This window comes from Corynebacterium sp. NPDC104732, assembly GCF_055583565.1.
This window is the reverse complement of the sequence record NZ_JBVJNS010000001.1, coordinates 227,650-243,893: the sequence shown is the minus strand read 5'-3', so window position 1 is coordinate 243,893 and position 16,244 is coordinate 227,650. Positions and strand designations below refer to the sequence as shown.

Here is a 16,244-nt window from a genome sequence, read left to right as displayed (position 1 = left end):
TGCCACGGCGTTAGCGCTAGTGCAGAAATCAAGCGCATCGTGGACATCGTGTCTTATCAGTTAGGTTGTCGCCGTCTTGTGGGCGATGTGGGGATGTCCGTGCCGATGCATACCTGAAGTCAACGGTCAACACGCCAGTATAGAGCAACTTGTGCTCGCCGTGTGTCAGCGCCCCACGTTTTTAAGGGGCAAGCCGCTTTTCGACGGCCATTGCCGCCCCCACGATTCCCGCTTGATTACGCAATTGTGCTGGGATAACAGGAGTGTCGACGGAAAGCAGTGGCACCCACTTTTCGTGTTTACGAGATACGCCGCCGCCCACGATGAATGCGTCGGGTTGGAAGAGTCGCTCGTATTCGCGCAAGACTTTGTCCAGGCGCTTGGCCCACTGTGCCCAGGAGAGATCCTTTCGCTCCTTGACCGCTGAGGAGGCCCGCTTTTCAGCCTCTTTACCCTCAATGATCAGGTGCCCGAGCTCGGTGTTGGGGAACAGTTCACCGTTCAACAGGAAGGCAGATCCGATGCCGGTACCCAGGGTTAACAAAACAGCGGAGCCGGTGGACGCTTCTGGCGTGCCGAAGGTTGCTTCTGCGATTCCGGCGGCATCGGCGTCGTTAAGCACGTAAACTTCGCGGGCGGCCAGGTGCTTGCCGAAAAGCTCCTGAACGTCGGTGTTGACCCAGGTTGGGTCAATGTTGGCGGCGGTGAGGGCGTGCTGCTTTTTGATCACCGACGGCAGTGCGATGCCGACGGGGCCGTCCCACTCTGCCTGGCGGACGATTTCGGCAACGGTTTCACCGACAGCGTCTGGGGTCGCAGGCTGCGGGGTAGCAATTTTGATGCGGTCTCCGATTAGTTCGCCGGTGGCTAGGTTGACCAGCCCACCTTTGATTCCGGAACCTCCAACATCGATACCTAATCCTTGCTGAGTCATGCCGTCCATTCTAGGAAAATTTGCGGGTGCTCGGCGCGCGGGCAGCAAACCAAGCACAATGAAAGCTATGACTACACACCTTGCTGCTCTGAAAGACGTTGCGGAACAGGTAGCACTGGAAGCTGCCACCGCGATCCGCAACAAACGCGCCGAACTCGGTGATATCGCGGGGTACACCCAAACCAAAAGCACGCCTGTCGATCCGGTCACGGTGGTGGACACCTATGCCGAAGAAGTCATTGCGCAGCGGTTGCGCCAGCTACGGCCGGATGATGGGCTGGTCGGAGAAGAAGGCAGCGATACCGCAGGCACCTCTGGCGTGACATGGATTGTGGATCCCATCGATGGCACCGTGAACTTTGTGTACGGTATTCCGCAATTCGCGGTATCCATCGCGGCAGCCATGGACGGCGAGGTCATCGCGGGGGCTGTGATTAATGTCTCCACGGGAGAGTTGTTTAGTGCCGCGAAAGGGCAGGGGGCCATGGTGCAGCGCGACGGAGGCACCGAGCAGCTCGCGTGCAACTCCGTGACGGACCCCGCGAAGGCGCTGCTCGCGACCGGGTTTGGGTATTCGGCTGCGCGTCGAGCACAGCAGGCACAGTTCGTCGCAAAGCTGTTGCCACAAGTGCGCGATATTCGCAGGATGGGCAGCGCTGCCCTCGACCTGTGTGCCGTCGCCTCCGGGCAGGTCGATGCTCACCTCGAACATGGGCTCAATGCCTGGGATTATGCTGCCGGAGCCCTCATCGCTGCGGAAGCAGGGGCGGAAGTTCATGTGCCGCCACTGTCCAGCTCAGGTGCACTTGGGGAGCTCGTATTTGTCGCCGCGCCTGGGATTTTCGATCAGCTATGGGAAATTGTGGCACAGGCGGGCGGAACCGAGCCGTTTCGGGTGCACTGAGGGGCAAAAAACTCGCAGTAAAACGCCTGGTCACGGGTAGTGTCGAAAAAATTTGGTGTGGCAAGATGACAATTCAAAAAATCTGTTTTAATATCCGCCACGACATAACGCACAAAATCAACCTCAGCGGTTGACGAATATCTCAAGGACTCAAACAGTCATGGCTACCGATTACGACGCTCCCCGCCGCCGCATCGACGACGACCTGGAAACCGACTCTCTGGAAGGTTTGAAGGCTGCGGAAAACACCGTCAACGATATGGACGATGATGGTGACATCGTCGAACCATTCGACCTGCCAGCACTGGACCTTTCCGGTGAAGAGCTCAACGTGACCGTGGTGCCACGTCGCGATGACGAATTCACCTGCGGCAGCTGCTTCCTAGTGCAGGGTCGCAATCGCATCTCTCACGTGGAACCAGACGGCACCATCATCTGTCTCGACTGCGCATAGAAAGCACCGCACGACAAAGCCCTGCCAGAGGAATGCTCTGGCAGGGCTTTAGTTAGTTGAGGAAGCGAAATCGAGCGTACGGTTGGGATTTTTCGCCGCTTGCAACGTCCCATCGGTACACTCGATTTCGGCTACCTGTAGAACCTAGCTGTGGAACGCCTCCAGGAGCTCGGTCGGGTTGTGAGAGGAGACCAGCCAATAAGGGGTGGGGTCCTCGGGGTCGTCGATAACGAACATAGCCATCTCTGGCACCCAGCTGCGCGCGACGACGAAGGCAGCCGGATCCAACTGACGTCCCAGCGCGTTGCGTTTCGCGGTGGCTGGGACGGCTAGGGTACGGGAGACGACGGTCGTCGGTAAGTTTGCGCCCTTCGCGGTGAGCCACGTGACCCCGTCGGCGTCCTTCTCCACGGTGATGACCGTGCTGGACAGCTGCCACAGCGCCCACAGCGCCAACGTGGTGAAGATGATGAGTGGGATCCAGAACCAGAAAACGGAGCGGTTGTGGCCGAGCTGAGCGGCTGTCAGCAAGGAGGCGCCGATGCCGGCGAGCCACCAATACCAGGGAACCCACTGTTGTTCACGATAGATAACGTTGGGGGCATTGTCGGTGGCATTAGATCCTGGAGTACTCACGGCTAATAACATTACTAGACCGAAGAAAGCTAGGGTGGAGACCGTGGATTACCCAGAAACGATAAAAATCAAACGTCTTGATCCTGAGCTGCCCCTGCCTCGTCGGGCGCACCGTGGTGACGCGGGTGCAGACCTGCACGCTGCGGAATCCGTGACTATTGGCCCCGGTGAGCGTGCCCTCATTGGTACCGGTATTGCTATCGCCCTGCCGCTGGGCACCGTGGGGTTGATTCACCCGCGATCAGGGCTGGCTGCTAAGCACGGCATTTCGATTGTTAATACGCCGGGGACGGTCGATGCCGACTACCGTGGAGAGCTGAAGGTATGCCTGATCAATCTTGATCCGCGGGAACCCTTCACCGTCGAGCGTGGTGACCGCATCGCTCAACTCGTGGTGCAGCGCGTGGAGCTTGTGGACTTTGAAGAAGTTGATTCGCTGGATGAGACGGTCCGTGGCGCCGGTGGCTACGGTTCAACGGGCGTGTAGCAGGTAACTTAAGAAGGAGAGCTAAATGTGGCCGTTTAAAAAGAACTCAGCAACCGAGGAAGAACTAGACGTAGAGGCGCCAGTAACCCCCGAGCCCGACCCTACGCCCGACCGCGGGCCGTTTAATGGCGATAGCGTCGAGATCACTGACTTCGACTTCTCAGACTTTTCCGATGGCACTCTCGACCTCGGTTCCATCAAGGTGCCAATGCCGCGTCCTTCCGAGGTACAGGTGGAGATGGGGCCGGATGGCCCCCGCATGGTTCACATTGTGACGAAGGTCGGGCGCATCACCCCCGTGGCGTTCGCGTCGACTGCTTCCGGTGGGTTGTGGCAAGAGTCGGTGACCGACATCATCGCGGGTATGCGTAACGATGGTTTGGAAGCGACCACCGAACAAGGCCCTTGGGGTGAAGAGGTCGTGGGCGTCACAGAGCACGCTACGATTCGGATGATCGGTGTGGAGGGCGACCGCTGGACGTTGCGGGTCACCCTAGCTGCTCCAAACGAATTTGCCACTGACCTCGCCGAATTGGGTAGGGAAATAGTCGCCCGGACCTTCGTGTACCGCGGTGAACAACCGATGATGGCGGGTACCGTGCTTCCCGTGGTCATGCCGGCGCCGTTGGTCGAACAGGTGCAAAAGGCCATGACCGAACGCGCTGCGGCAGCGCAAAAACCGGCGCCGACCCCAACGCCGGAACCCGTCGCGCCAGTGGCACCGACCCCGAACACCACTGACCTTAGCCACGACGAAGGCTCCGCGCTGGAACAGATGCAGCAACGCTCCGATAACCCAGAACACCCATGACAGGACTCACCGTGGGGGAGGAACTAACCCTCACCATCACCGCGCCAGCACACGGCGGGGAAGGCATTGCCCGGCACGAGGGCGGCGTTGTGTTCGTGCGGGGCGGGCTTCCTGGCGATACCGTCACCGCACGGCTTTACGACGCCAAGAAGAAGTTTGCTCGTGCCACCATCACGGATGTCGTACACCCCGCTTCTGGTCGCGTTTCCCACCGTTGCCCGGCAGCGGCGCAGGGCGCCGGGTGTTGCGACTACTCCACCGCCAGCCCAGAGCTGGAACGCAGCCTCAAAGAGGAGGTGCTGCGGGATCAGCTGCGTCGCATCGGCAAGCTTACTGACCTGCCGGATATCGACTATGTCGACCTTGCGCCCGCACATGGGTGGCGCACCCGACTACGCCTCGGCGTCGATTCCCAGGGCCGCGCTGGATTTCGGAAACCCCAGTCCACGGACATCGTGGTGGGGGCGCAGTGTGTGCAGGCCCCAGAGGGTGTTCTTGACGATATCCTGGCGCCCGATGCGCGGTTTACCCCGGGCGCGGAGCTCGTCGTTGCCGTTGATTCTGATGGGCAGCGCGCTGTTCTAGAGACGAAACGAGCTGCCCGCGGGCGGAGCGTATCGCGCGTCATCAGGCACGTATCCGGGCCGAAGAAACTGACGCAACGAGTCGCAGACACCGAATTCCGTCTGGACCCGCTCGGATTTTGGCAAGCCCATGTGGCAGCGCCCGAGGCATACACGGACACGGTCACTGACTGGCTCGAGCCCCTCGCACTCAGCGAACCGACAGTTTGGGACCTCTATGGTGGCGTTGGCCTCTTCGTCCCAGCGATCCTTCGAGCGCTAGCTGGAGCGCACGTCATCTCGGTGGAACTCGGGCCGGCAGCGGCCCGGACGGGGTCGAAGGCGTTGGCAGGCAAGGCAGTCGAGTTCGTGACGGGTGATGTGGGACGGGTCGTCGATAAGCTGCCTGCTCCGGACGTTGTGGTCCTAGACCCGCCACGTAAAGGCGCCGGCGCCGACGTTGCGGCAGCCATCGCTGCACGAGAGCCAGCCGCCATCGTTCATGTCGGATGTGACCCGGCCACGTTCGCACGCGACGTCGCCGCGTGGAACCAACAGGGATACCAGCTCAAGCGCTTGCGATTGTTCAATGCGTTCCCCGGCACGCATCACAGCGAAACCTTCGGATTTCTAACACGCATCTAGGGGAGTTGGAACCTGTGCGGTACAACCGCGTACCATTGCGAGAAACGGTTTTACGCTGCCCGCGCCACCACTGCGAGAGCGTCAAACAGGAAAAATTGGTGAGACTGAGGTGTCTTTATGGATGAGATGAAGCTATTAGCAGGGATTTCGTCGCCTGCTGATGTGAAGGCGCTGGATCCTGAGCAACTCCAGAAGCTAGCGGCTGAGATCCGTGACTTCTTGGTCCACAAGGTATCGGCCACCGGCGGGCACTTGGGCCCAAACCTCGGCGTTGTGGAACTCACCATCGCCCTGCACAAGGTTTTCAATTCGCCCGAGGACCCGGTTATCTTCGATACCTCGCATCAAAGCTATGTGCACAAGATCCTCACTGGTCGCCACGACCAGTTCGATACCTTGCGCCAACAAGGTGGGTTGTCCGGTTACACCTGCCGGGCGGAAAGCGAACATGACTGGACGGAATCCAGCCATGCCTCAGCGGCGCTTTCGGTAGCAGACGGCCTATCCAAGGCAGCAGCCCGACGCGGTAAGATCGGGACCAAAACGATCGCCGTGGTCGGTGACGGGGCCCTCACCGGCGGCATGTGTTGGGAAGCCCTCAACAACATTGCGGCGGACAAAAACAGCAACGTGGTTATCGTGGTCAACGACAACGGGCGGAGCTACTCTCCAACCATCGGAGGCCTCGCAGACAACCTCGCTCAGCTGCGGATGCAGCCTTTCTACGACCGCGTCATGGAGCAGGGCAAATCCACCCTAAATTCCATGGGGTGGGTGGGGCGCCGCACCTTCGACGTGATGCACGCCTTCAAAGAAGGAGTGAAAAACACTGTCATAACCACGGAAATGTTCCCAGAGCTGGGAATGAAATACGTGGGGCCCGTGGACGGGCACAATCTCAAAGCCCTGGAGAACGCGTTCGAATATGCGCAGGAATATGAGGGACCACTGATTGTCCACGTGGTGACGGAAAAAGGGCGTGGTTATGCGCCCGCCGAGGCTAACACTGCCGACCTGATGCACTCCACCGGCGTGATCGATCCCCGCACCGGCGATCCGCTCTCTGAATCCGGGCCATCCTGGACCGGGGTGTTCTCTCGCGCTGTCATCGCCGCCGCCGAAGAGCGCGAAGACATCGTGGCGATCACCGCCGCTATGGCGGGTCCTACCGGATTGGCTGCATTTGGAGAGAAGTTCCCCGACCGCTTTTACGACGTAGGCATTGCTGAACAACACGCCGTCGCTTCCGCGGCGGGCCTCGCGCTCGGCGGACTGCACCCTGTGGTCGCCATCTACGCCACGTTCATGAACCGCGCGTTTGACCAGGTCCTCATGGATGTTGCTTTGACTAAGCTGCCGGTGACGTTCGTGCTCGACCGCTCTGGAATCACCGGCAATGACGGCGCTAGCCACAACGGCGTGTGGGATCTATCGCTACTCAGCATCGTTCCCGGCATTCGCATCGCCGCACCACGCGACGGGGTACAGCTGGAAGAACAATTCGCTGAGGCCCTCACCGTGGACGATGGCCCGACGGTGGTGCGGTTCCCTAAGGGCAATCTGCCAGAACCAATCGAGGCTGTGGAGCAGCTTGGCGACGGCGTCGACGTGTTACGCTACGCCGACGCGGACGACTCAGAGGACACCCCGAGCGTTTTGATCGTCGCGGTCGGATCCCTGGCCAAGGAGGCGCTCGTCGCGGCAGAGGAGCTGGTGGCGGACGGCTGTAATGTGACCGTGGTTGATCCGCGGTGGGTGGTTCCTATCGCGCCGTCGCTCGTTGCGATGGCCGCGGACCATGACCTGGTGGTTACCGTGGAAGACGGCGTGATGCACGGCGGTGTGGGCGCGCTGCTGGCAGAATCGTTGACATCCGCCAGCATCGACGTTCCCGTCAGGCACATTGCCGTACCGGAAAAATTCCTGGACCACGCCTCTCGTGGCCAGATCATGGCGGAACTGCAGCTTGATGCCCCAGGTATTATCGCGCAAGTGACCGGGTGGGTAGCAGAGCTCACTGAACCGGCAGAAAGCTAAAACAGTGCGGAGGCAAGCAGCGGGGTAGTAAGTTCTCGCTGCCATTGCCGAGCGCCCTTTTCCGCAAGGTACTGCGCCACGTCCGCGCTCGTGGTGAGTTTCCGGGTCACCGTCACGTCCCACACCAGGTGACGAAGCGTCGCTGGTTGCAGGAGGTTTTCTACCGGAGTGTGGCAATTCTCGCTCAGTTCCGAGAGCAGTTCACGGCAACGATCGAGCGCTTCCTGCGCCTCTGGGAACCCGGACTTCCACTGCGAGCGTGGGGCTGGGAAGTCATTGAAATCAATGCGCGGTTTGCTCGGCCACTGCAGCTTCGGGGTAGCTCGTGCCTTTCCGAGTACTCGGGATAGCCGGGTGACCTGGCTGGTATTGCTGCGCCTACCCAGGACGCTCCGGATCTGCTGCCGAGAAGTAGGCAGTGTGTAGGCCAGCTCCACTAGCGCCTTGGTAGCCAACACCTTATGGGGTGCCCGGTCGGATTCGCGGGCTATCTGTTGCCGGCGTTCCCAAAGGGCCTTCGCCACCATGAGTTGCTCTGAGGTTTTCAGTCGGCCGATTCCCTTCATGTCGGTCCACTGCGGCTCTGGGATGGTTACTGAGCGCATGATGTGCGCGCATTCTTGTTCCAACCAGGTAAGTTTGCCGACGTCGTCGAGAAGCTCAGCGAGCACTTCGGCGAGTTCTAGCAACAGCTCGACATCGAGAGCGGCATAGTTGCGCCAGGATTCCGGAAGAGGCCACTGGGACCAGTCTTCGTTGCCGTGGTTTTTCTCCAGCAGGACGCCCAATATGTGCTCGGTGAGGGCCGCGAGGTTGACCTTGGGCAAGCCCAGGAGTCGGCCGGCAAGTTCGGTGTCAAAAAGGTTGCCGGGGTGTAGCCCCAGCAGCTGCAGGGAAGGTAGGTCGCTCGGCGCGGCATGGAGAACCCACTCGTGACCATTGATAACGGGTGCTAGTGCGTCGGTACACGCACCGCGATCGGATTCGGGGGCGATGAGAACGGTCCCAGAGTCGCGGCGTCGAAGCTGGATGAGGAACGCGCGATCATCGAAGCGGTAGTCAGACGCACGCTCGGTATCGATCGCGATGGGGCCTCGGCCGGCGGCGATCTGTTGCGCGGCGCGGTGAAAGCCCGCTGGGGTATGCGCAACCTCGGGAATGCCGTCGGCAGGGCGCAGCAGCGGGGTAGCAGACACCTAAGCCCTACCTGGGATCCCGGCAACACCTTCGGGTGGCAGACCAGCAACGTTGGCGAGAACCTGCGCAAAGGCCTCCACGTGTGGCGTGAGGTCATTAGTCTTAGCGGTCCACGAGGCTCGCAGTTCCAGCTGGAACGCGCGTGGTGGGCCGCCTATTTCCCCGAAGCGCACCGATGCGGTGGAAGTAACGGTACCACCCAGGTTGCTGTAAGAAGCATTGATGTCGTCGAGTCCCTCTTTGAGCCACTCCCACGCGACATCTGGCAGCAGGGGATCGCCTGCTACAGCGTCATCCATATCGGCCTGGATGTACGCGACGAGACGCATGTCGCCGTCCCAGGTGTCATCGGAGCTGGGGTCATGGAGCAAAATGAGGCGCCCGAAGGCATCGCCGTCACTGGTTTCGGAGATATAGTCCGTCTCCGGGTGCAGCACTTCAATACCGATGGCGTGACTAAACGGGGCAAGACGCTGGGGCGGGCGAATCGTCCCGAGCGACAGTTCGGATCGCAGGCTCGCACGATGCATCGAGTCGACCGCATCCCGAAACGCCACCGGGGTGGCATCCTGCTGGGTGTTAGCGGACGATAGGGTTCGAATTTCGGAGTCGCTCACAAGCAATTAAGCTAGCCACCGGAATTAGCACAGTGGTGAAGGCGCGCCGAGGGAAGGCAGGGGCTTATCGACGCCGTGGGTCGTCATCCTCATCCAACTAAAGATTGATATAGTTGGCGAGAATACTCATTTGAGAAAGGACATCAGTATCCATGGCTGAGAAGTTGGATTTTGACAAGCTCAACAGCATGCAGCGCTACTCCCAGTTCGTTACTTTCAAGGTGCTCACCGGCGCCTTGGGTGAAGAACGCGCCGACATCGTCGCAGAAGCACGCGCCTTTTTCGCCAACCTGGAACAGGCCGGAGTTGTCACCGTGCGTGGTATCTACGACATCTCCGCAGTCCGCGCAGAAGCTGATTTCATGATCTGGTGGATCGCTGAAGAGCTCCAAGACCTCCAAAAGGCCTACAACGACTTCCGTCGCACCACTGTCCTCGGCCAGGTTTCCGAGGTGTTCTGGACCGGCACCTCACTGCACCGCCCAGCTGAATTCAACCGCTCCCACCTCCCATCGTTCATCATGGGTGAAGAGCCAGGAGCCTGGATCTGCGTCTACCCATTCGTCCGCTCCTACGACTGGTACCTGATGGATCCGAAGGAGCGTCGCCGCATCCTCGCCGAGCACGGCATGCAAGCCCGCGAATACCCGGACGTCCGCGCTAACACCGTCCCAGCGTTTGCGCTTGGCGACTACGAGTGGATCCTGGCGTTCGAAGCACCGGAGATGCACCGCATCGTCGACCTCATGCACGAAATGCGCTACACCGAAGCACGCCTCCACGTCCGCGAAGAAGTACCGTTCTTCTCCGGCCGCCGCGTCGCTGACATCGCAGAGATCATCGACGTGATGCCATAACCATGACACGAAAAATGGCGCCCGCTCCAGCAGGAGTGGCGCCGTTTTCCTTACTCTTCCATTTGATCAGGCTCAAACGTCAGGCAAATAGAATTGATGCAATAGCGCAGATCCGTGGGGGTAGCATAGCCCTCGCCTTCAAAGACGTGTCCCAGGTGCGATTTGCAGTTAGCACAGAGCACTTCTACGCGGCGCATACCTAAGGAATTATCTTCGCGCTCAATGATCCGATCCCCGGCGAGTGGGCTAAAAAACGCCGGCCAGCCACAGTGAGCCGCAAACTTCGTGTCAGAACGAAACAACTCTGTGCCACAGGCCCGGCAAGAATACACTCCTGCCGCAGTGGTATCGGTGTATTCGCCAGTAAAGGGAGCTTCCGTACCAGCGCGTCGGAGAACCCGAAACTCTTCCGGGGAGAGGCGTGCGCGCCATTGGTCGTCGTTAAGCAGTGCGAAGTCTGTCATGAGCGATCCTTTCATCGATGATCACCCACACTACCGCGGACACAGAAATCACGACCACCGTCAGCGCCCAGCCCACGGTAGGAAGCAAGAAATTGAACCACCGGCTGGAATCAATCCATTCGACGGAATTCCAATCGTCATAGGACAAAAACCCGTATGCTGCCAGCCACGCTAGCCAATTATGCATCGGGGAGCGGGGCAATAACACCGTAAAAAGCAGCGGGAACAGCAGCATCGAATAGTACATTTGGCCCAGCGAAGAAAGGAAAAACACGCCCGCAAACAGCAACGACGACGTCCCCGTCAGCCATAGCAAAGGATCACTGTAGCGATAACGCAACAATGCCAACAGCCCTGCAATCACAATCGCGGCGAACGTGAAAAACCAGAACTTTTCCTGCCAACCTGGCATCCCGAAATAAATTGCGATACCAGGAAGGGAGGAATTAGCGAAATCGCGGACCTGTCCCAAATACGGCATCGTGCGAGTCACATAATCACTGGCCTGCGGAACAATCGGCCACGCCACGACGTTAAGCACCACCGGAATCGCCAACGCCGACACAATAGTCTGCCAATTAGCCTTCACAAACGGTAAAAACAACAGCGGTGCAAAAATCGGCTTAATCAAAATAGCCAGCCCCAGAACAACGCCCGCAGCCCACCGCTTATCGGCGTGAAAAAGGGACAGAAAACCAGTCAGCGCAAGCAGCAAAAGACCATTAATGTTGGAGAAAATCAGCGTATTGTGTACCGCCTCGGTCAAATAGGCGAGCGCCACCGCAGCAGGAAATACGCCACTACGCAAACTAAACCCAAACAACCGAGTCAAAATGCCCAACGCGACAATGATCGCCACCGCATTAGCGATAATGAAGATTGTGCGCGCAGTTTCGAAATCAGTCTGCAAACCTAACGGCGACAAAAACAGCGTGGCGCCAGGACTATACAAATAGTGCGGGTCCACGAAATAATAGGTCTCGTTATACACCGGAACACCATCATGGAACCGGCGCAGGGCGTAGTACACCGTGGAAAAATCATCCGTGACACTGCCATTGACCGCAAGCACGAACACACGGTGAAGCACCAACATCACCGCAAGCGGCCACAATGCGAGATTCGCCACCCGATCAAACGGAGTACGACGAATCTCCGTCGGTCGGCTCACAGCCGGGGGAGAAGACACCCAAACATTTTCTAGCTTCGTGGTTAGCGCAGTGATCACCCGCTAACAGTAACTAACCGGGCGCAGCCGGTGAGCTACCAACACTCAGTTGCGTACCCGGTAGCGTAGAAAAACACAGCCCTCATCATCGTGGACACAGTGCTCCAGGTCCAACGCGACCCGATCCGGAGAGTCGCTAGGCAGGAGCGGGGCAGTGGACGCCAAGCTCAGAGATGGATCAATAGTCAAATGGATCACATCCACCTCACCGCGAGCGAGCACCTGCCGATAGAGCGAAGGGCCACCTTCCACCACGATGCGGCGAAAGCCCCGCGCGCGAAGAACGTCGATGAAATCCCCATCACAAGGCACAACCGTGCCGCCCGCTGCTTCGATCCGGTGGTGCGCCGATGGATCGTCATTGGTCGTCAAAAACAACGGCTGGACTCGGGCTTCCCGGAACACCCTCGCCGATGCCTGAAAGTCCAACGAACTCGATACCACAGCCAATGGGGAAGGATCATCTCCGCCGACCCCGCCGTAATCCTCCGCCCGCACTGTTCCGGCCCCCACCAGCACCACATCAGCCCACTCGCGCAGCGCCAACAGCAGCTCAGCATCAAGTGCGCTGCCCAGGCTTGCCGACGTCCCTTCATGGGAAATCTGGCCATCCGCAGTCACCACAGCAATCATCCGCACTTCGAATTCATCCGGCTGGCGGAGGGGACCAATCATCTCAGACAACATGGCAGCTAAGCATACCGGGGAGTGTGGGGTGGATTGATCTGCTGGGTGGATTGTTTTTGCTAAAACCCGGGAAGCATTTCCCGGGTTTCACGGGATTAAAAAGTAGGGCATGGGGCTGACCGGGGTAGGTACGACACAGGGCCCCGGTCCAAAACCAACCGGGGCCCTGCTTTCACAGAGAGCGGATGACGAGACTCGAACTCGCGACCCTCACCTTGGCAAGGTGATGCGCTACCAACTGCGCTACATCCGCATTCGATTCCCGAAAGGAATCTGTGCGCGATACTGGGATTGAACCAGTGACCTCTTCCGTGTCAGGGAAGCGCTCTCCCGCTGAGCTAAACGCGCTAACTGTGAGGTGGAAACGGGAATCGAACCCGTGTGCACGGTTTTGCAGACCGTTGCCTCACCACTCGGCCATTCCACCGTGGCAGGAAATTCCCGCCTCGAGTATTTCCTGGAAAGAAATACCAGAGCGGATGACGAGACTCGAACTCGCGACCCTCACCTTGGCAAGGTGATGCGCTACCAACTGCGCTACATCCGCATTCGATTCCCGAAGGAATCTGTGCGCGATACTGGGATTGAACCAGTGACCTCTTCCGTGTCAGGGAAGCGCTCTCCCGCTGAGCTAAACGCGCGAAATAATGGTTTGAAAATAAACCAGAGCGGATGACGAGACTCGAACTCGCGACCCTCACCTTGGCAAGGTGATGCGCTACCAACTGCGCTACATCCGCATGCTCCGTGCAACCTGTGTTGCTTGGTGCGAACACAAACATTAGCGGTAAATGGCGGGCCAACACAAATCGCCACCTTAAAGGGCATTTTTTAAAGTTACGGCTGTGTAACTCACGCGCCTAGGGGGCGATTTTCTTTTTTGGTTAGCTCGGTGCTAGTGTTATCCGCAGATTGCTTCCCGCAGTCGTACACCGGTCCTATGGCTCAGTGGAAGAGCGTTCCGTTCACACCGGAAAGGTCGCTGGTTCGATCCCAGCTAGGACCACAGTTAAAGCCCCTGCACATGCTGCAGGGGCTTTTCGCTTACGCCGGGCGGGGGTACACTCAAAAGGCGCTGGGAACTAACCTAAACTCCTCTCCGACTATTACCCAGACCATTACTTTGGTAGCCCTTTTATTGAGGGGGCTGCCAATGTTGCCATGTTTAAGGAGAGGGAAGGATGGAAGTGAAAAAACAATTCACTGCACTCGTAGCTAGTGCCGGAATCCTTTTCGCCCCGGTCATGGGCGGTTTACCGGAAGCCCAGGCCCATGACGTGGTCATGCGCGCCAATCCCGGAGATGGGGCAATTATTAGCCAAGCCCCGACGGAGTTGGAACTTGAGTTTTCGGGCATTCCGAAGGAAACCTTCAATACAGTTGCCTTGAGCAACCAAGATTCTGGAACCGTGTTGTTCACGGCCACCCCCACGCTTGATGGGCCGATTATTCGAGCTGCGGTGCCGGAGGATGTGGACCTTGGCCCGGGCCACTACAAAATCGGATTTCAGATCACCTCGTCAGATGGTCACGCTACTCGTGGCATGACTACCTTCACCATTGCTGGTGATATACCAACGGCCAGTTCCGAAGAGGAGATGGTCGCCGGTGCTTCGGAATCACCGTGGTCTAATACCCAGTTCCTCTACGCGGTAGTCGGTGTATTCATTGCATTGATTATTATTGTCGTAGGGGTAGTCCTCGCACTTTCACGAAGGAAGAAATGAAGATGAACGCATCTATCAAGAAGATCAGCACCATTGCTATTGCGGCACTGACCGCGGCATCCCTCGCCGCGTGTGGTAACTCTCAGAAGGATTCTGAGACCAAGGTTGAGACGGCAACGGGCGTCGAAAAGCCAGCACAGACCTCCGCTATGAAGTCTGAGAAGACCACCGCTGTAGCTGCGGCTAACGAAGTGACCTTCGAGGACACCTTCGTGAAGGCAAAGCCGGCTGACAAGTCTATGACCGGCATCTTCGGCACCTTGAAGAACGGCACTTCCAAGGACGTCAAGATCGAGTCCTTCACCACCAACCTGAACGCAGGTAAGTACGAGATCCACGAAGTGGTCAACGGTGTCATGCAGCTCAAGTCAGGCGGTATCACCATCCCAGCTGGCGGTGAGTATGTGCTCAAGCCAGGCGGCGACCACCTGATGATTATGGACATCAATGATCCGATCGAAGCTGGCACCACCGTCAAGGTGACCCTGAACTTCAGCAACGGCGAGAGCGTTGACGTCAATTCCGAGGTTCGCACCATCGCTTCCGGTCAGGAAAACTACGGTGCAAACGGTGGAGTGGAAGGCGTCACCGGCATGACCCCAGCTGCTACTCCGATGCACGATCACAACCACGACCACAACCATGGCTAAAAAGCGCATTTCACGTCGTAGTTTCCTCACGGCCTCCGCTACCGCGGCGGCCGGTGGGGTAGTTGCGTCGTGCTCTTCACCGGCGGGTGACGCGCCCGGAGAAACCGTTGCGCTGCTTGCAGACCAGGTAGTGCCTTTCGACGGGCCTCATCAAGCCGGTATCTCGACTGCGAGCCAGGCGCACCTGAACTTGGTCGCTTTTACGCTGCGGCCTGGTGTCGATCGGGTGCGGATCATTCAGCTCATGAAGGTATGGACCGATGATGCCCGTCGGCTCACCTCCGGGGCCACCCCGCTGGGGGATCTGGAACCGGAGATGACGAAAGCGCCATCTAATCTCACGATTACCTGCGGTTTTGGTGGTCGGTTGTTTGAGATCATCGGTGAGGACGTTCCGGAGTTTGTCAAGCCCATCAAACCGTTCAGCAGAGACAAGCTGGACGATCGTTGGGGTGAAGCGGACATCGTGCTGCAGCTGTGCTGTGACGACCCGCTGACACTGTCACATGCAACACGCCAGCTGATTCGGGGTGGTATTGACTACGTAGCGGTGCGCTGGATGCAACAAGGCTTCCTGCACGCCGACGGTGCGAAGTCGAAGAATGATACCCCGCGTAATCTGTTCGGCCAGCTTGATGGCACTGTTAATCCGCGGGAGGACCGCGAGTACAACGAACAGGTCTGGATTGATGAAGGACCAGCATGGGCCAAGGGTGGCTCTGTCATGGTGGTGCGCCGCATCAGCATGAACCTGGACACCTGGGAAATCCTCGACCGGGATTCCCGCGAGTTGTCAATGGGGCGAAAACTCGATAACGGAGCTCCGCTGACCGGAAACGAGGAACTTGACCCTGCAAAGTTCGACCAAATCGATGATTTCGGTTTGCCCGTCATTGATCCGATGAGCCACATGGCCCGGGCCACCATGCCTAAGGGGCATCCGGAGCAGCGGCTCAAGCGGAGGGCGTATAACTACGACCTGCCTGTCGAGCCTGGTTCGGAGCAGACGTCAAACGCTGGCCTGGTGTTTGTCTGCTTCCAGAAAGATCCCAGGACCCAATTCGAGCCGATCCAACAGCGACTGGACGAGGGGGACCGACTCAACCAATGGATCGAACACATCGGCTCAGCAGTGTTCTTCATTCCACCGGGAACTGAGAATTCGGACGAGTATTGGGGTGCTGCACTTCTAGAGAAGTAGAGCCTCTTGTAGGATCATTTTCTAGGCAACTTTGATCGGCGGCGACAGGACTAGCTGAGCTTGGAGAATGCCAGCTAGTCCCGTTGTTGTTTTTGACGAGTATGTTGGGAATTTTAGGAACACGGGTGACGGCCAGGTATGCCGC

17 protein-coding genes and 7 tRNA genes are annotated in these 16,244 nt (G+C 58.5%); 11 read left to right on the top strand and 13 right to left on the bottom strand.

Annotated elements, in window-relative coordinates:
* Positions 1-181: 181 nt before the first annotated feature.
* Positions 182-934 carry a polyphosphate--glucose phosphotransferase gene (ppgK, locus tag ACZ6ZO_RS01195; RefSeq protein ID WP_465289936.1) on the bottom strand — a complete coding sequence of 251 codons (753 nt, stop codon included), beginning with the start codon at positions 932-934 and terminating at the stop codon, positions 182-184.
* A 67-nt stretch (positions 935-1,001) separates the two neighbouring features.
* Here ppgK and ACZ6ZO_RS01190 point away from each other — a divergent pair, with 67 nt between their 5' ends.
* Both ACZ6ZO_RS01190 and ACZ6ZO_RS01185 read left to right on the top strand, forming a co-directional pair.
* Positions 1,002-1,838, top strand: a complete 837-nt coding sequence (locus ACZ6ZO_RS01190; protein ID WP_407926261.1) for an inositol monophosphatase family protein — start codon at positions 1,002-1,004, stop codon at positions 1,836-1,838.
* Between the two features lie 160 nt (positions 1,839-1,998).
* Positions 1,999-2,292 (top strand): DUF4193 domain-containing protein, encoded by a 294-nt coding sequence (locus ACZ6ZO_RS01185; protein WP_465289934.1) that lies wholly within the window; start codon positions 1,999-2,001, stop codon positions 2,290-2,292.
* A 144-nt stretch (positions 2,293-2,436) separates the two neighbouring features.
* Here ACZ6ZO_RS01185 and ACZ6ZO_RS01180 read toward each other — a convergent pair whose 3' ends face one another.
* The gene (locus ACZ6ZO_RS01180) at positions 2,437-2,940 is read right to left on the bottom strand and encodes a DUF3093 domain-containing protein (protein ID WP_182386267.1); all 504 of its coding nucleotides are present in this window, start codon (positions 2,938-2,940) and stop codon (positions 2,437-2,439) included.
* A 31-nt stretch (positions 2,941-2,971) separates the two neighbouring features.
* On the opposite strand from ACZ6ZO_RS01180, the gene dut reads away from it, so the two are divergent.
* The 4 genes from dut (at position 2,972) to dxs (ending at position 7,471) form a co-directional block, all read left to right on the top strand.
* Positions 2,972-3,415 (top strand): dUTP diphosphatase, encoded by a 444-nt coding sequence (dut, locus tag ACZ6ZO_RS01175; protein WP_343159756.1) that lies wholly within the window; start codon positions 2,972-2,974, stop codon positions 3,413-3,415.
* A 25-nt stretch (positions 3,416-3,440) separates the two neighbouring features.
* Positions 3,441-4,226 (top strand): DUF3710 domain-containing protein, encoded by a 786-nt coding sequence (locus ACZ6ZO_RS01170; RefSeq protein WP_465289932.1) that lies wholly within the window; start codon positions 3,441-3,443, stop codon positions 4,224-4,226.
* Entirely contained in the window at positions 4,223-5,434 is a 1,212-nt protein-coding gene (locus tag ACZ6ZO_RS01165) for a class I SAM-dependent RNA methyltransferase (protein ID WP_465289930.1), read from the top strand. Before ACZ6ZO_RS01170 ends, ACZ6ZO_RS01165 begins: the two co-directional genes overlap by 4 nt.
* Before the next feature lie 126 nt (positions 5,435-5,560).
* Positions 5,561-7,471 (top strand): 1-deoxy-D-xylulose-5-phosphate synthase, encoded by a 1,911-nt coding sequence (gene dxs / locus ACZ6ZO_RS01160; RefSeq protein WP_182387240.1) that lies wholly within the window; start codon positions 5,561-5,563, stop codon positions 7,469-7,471.
* Here the strand turns inward: dxs and ACZ6ZO_RS01155 are convergent.
* The gene (locus ACZ6ZO_RS01155; protein WP_465289928.1) at positions 7,468-8,667 is read right to left on the bottom strand and encodes an HRDC domain-containing protein; all 1,200 of its coding nucleotides are present in this window, start codon (positions 8,665-8,667) and stop codon (positions 7,468-7,470) included. The two genes, dxs and ACZ6ZO_RS01155, sit on opposite strands and share 4 nt — an antisense overlap.
* Positions 8,668-9,285, bottom strand: a complete 618-nt coding sequence (locus ACZ6ZO_RS01150; RefSeq protein WP_465289926.1) for a DUF3000 domain-containing protein — start codon at positions 9,283-9,285, stop codon at positions 8,668-8,670.
* A 152-nt stretch (positions 9,286-9,437) separates the two neighbouring features.
* Between ACZ6ZO_RS01150 and hemQ the strand changes: the two genes are divergently transcribed.
* A complete protein-coding gene (gene hemQ / locus ACZ6ZO_RS01145) occupies positions 9,438-10,142 on the top strand; it encodes a hydrogen peroxide-dependent heme synthase (RefSeq protein ID WP_182386262.1) in 705 nt (234 codons plus the stop codon).
* A gap of 50 nt (positions 10,143-10,192) precedes the next feature.
* Here the strand turns inward: hemQ and msrB are convergent, their stop codons facing one another.
* The 9 genes from msrB to ACZ6ZO_RS01100 form a co-directional block, all read right to left on the bottom strand.
* The gene (msrB, locus tag ACZ6ZO_RS01140) at positions 10,193-10,606 is read right to left on the bottom strand and encodes a peptide-methionine (R)-S-oxide reductase MsrB (RefSeq protein WP_182386261.1); all 414 of its coding nucleotides are present in this window, start codon (positions 10,604-10,606) and stop codon (positions 10,193-10,195) included.
* Positions 10,584-11,735: a glycosyltransferase family 87 protein gene (locus ACZ6ZO_RS01135; RefSeq protein WP_232843291.1), complete on the bottom strand. Its 1,152-nt coding sequence runs from the start codon at positions 11,733-11,735 to the stop codon at positions 10,584-10,586. The genes msrB and ACZ6ZO_RS01135 overlap by 23 nt, the downstream gene beginning before the upstream one ends.
* A gap of 144 nt (positions 11,736-11,879) precedes the next feature.
* Positions 11,880-12,521: a dihydrofolate reductase family protein gene (locus ACZ6ZO_RS01130; RefSeq protein WP_182386260.1), complete on the bottom strand. Its 642-nt coding sequence runs from the start codon at positions 12,519-12,521 to the stop codon at positions 11,880-11,882.
* A gap of 180 nt (positions 12,522-12,701) precedes the next feature.
* Positions 12,702-12,774: transfer RNA gene (locus ACZ6ZO_RS01125), tRNA-Gly, on the bottom strand.
* Between the two features lie 23 nt (positions 12,775-12,797).
* A tRNA-Val gene (locus tag ACZ6ZO_RS01120) sits at positions 12,798-12,869 on the bottom strand.
* A gap of 8 nt (positions 12,870-12,877) precedes the next feature.
* Positions 12,878-12,948 (bottom strand) — tRNA-Cys (locus ACZ6ZO_RS01115).
* Positions 12,949-12,995: 47 nt separating this feature from the next.
* A tRNA-Gly gene (locus tag ACZ6ZO_RS01110) sits at positions 12,996-13,068 on the bottom strand.
* Positions 13,069-13,090: 22 nt separating this feature from the next.
* A tRNA-Val gene (locus ACZ6ZO_RS01105) sits at positions 13,091-13,162 on the bottom strand.
* 26 nt (positions 13,163-13,188) lie between these two features.
* A tRNA-Gly gene (locus ACZ6ZO_RS01100) sits at positions 13,189-13,261 on the bottom strand.
* 194 nt (positions 13,262-13,455) lie between these two features.
* Between ACZ6ZO_RS01100 and ACZ6ZO_RS01095 the strand changes: the two genes are divergently transcribed.
* The 4 genes from ACZ6ZO_RS01095 (at position 13,456) to ACZ6ZO_RS01080 (ending at position 16,099) form a co-directional block, all read left to right on the top strand.
* A tRNA-Val gene (locus tag ACZ6ZO_RS01095) sits at positions 13,456-13,527 on the top strand.
* Between the two features lie 175 nt (positions 13,528-13,702).
* Positions 13,703-14,248: a copper resistance CopC family protein gene (locus tag ACZ6ZO_RS01090; protein WP_208767386.1), complete on the top strand. Its 546-nt coding sequence runs from the start codon at positions 13,703-13,705 to the stop codon at positions 14,246-14,248.
* Between the two features lie 2 nt (positions 14,249-14,250).
* Positions 14,251-14,898 carry a copper chaperone PCu(A)C gene (locus tag ACZ6ZO_RS01085; RefSeq protein WP_182386259.1) on the top strand — a complete coding sequence of 216 codons (648 nt, stop codon included), beginning with the start codon at positions 14,251-14,253 and terminating at the stop codon, positions 14,896-14,898.
* Entirely contained in the window at positions 14,891-16,099 is a 1,209-nt protein-coding gene (locus tag ACZ6ZO_RS01080) for a Dyp-type peroxidase (protein WP_465289923.1), read from the top strand. The genes ACZ6ZO_RS01085 and ACZ6ZO_RS01080 overlap by 8 nt, the downstream gene beginning before the upstream one ends.
* Positions 16,100-16,244: the final 145 nt, after the last annotated feature.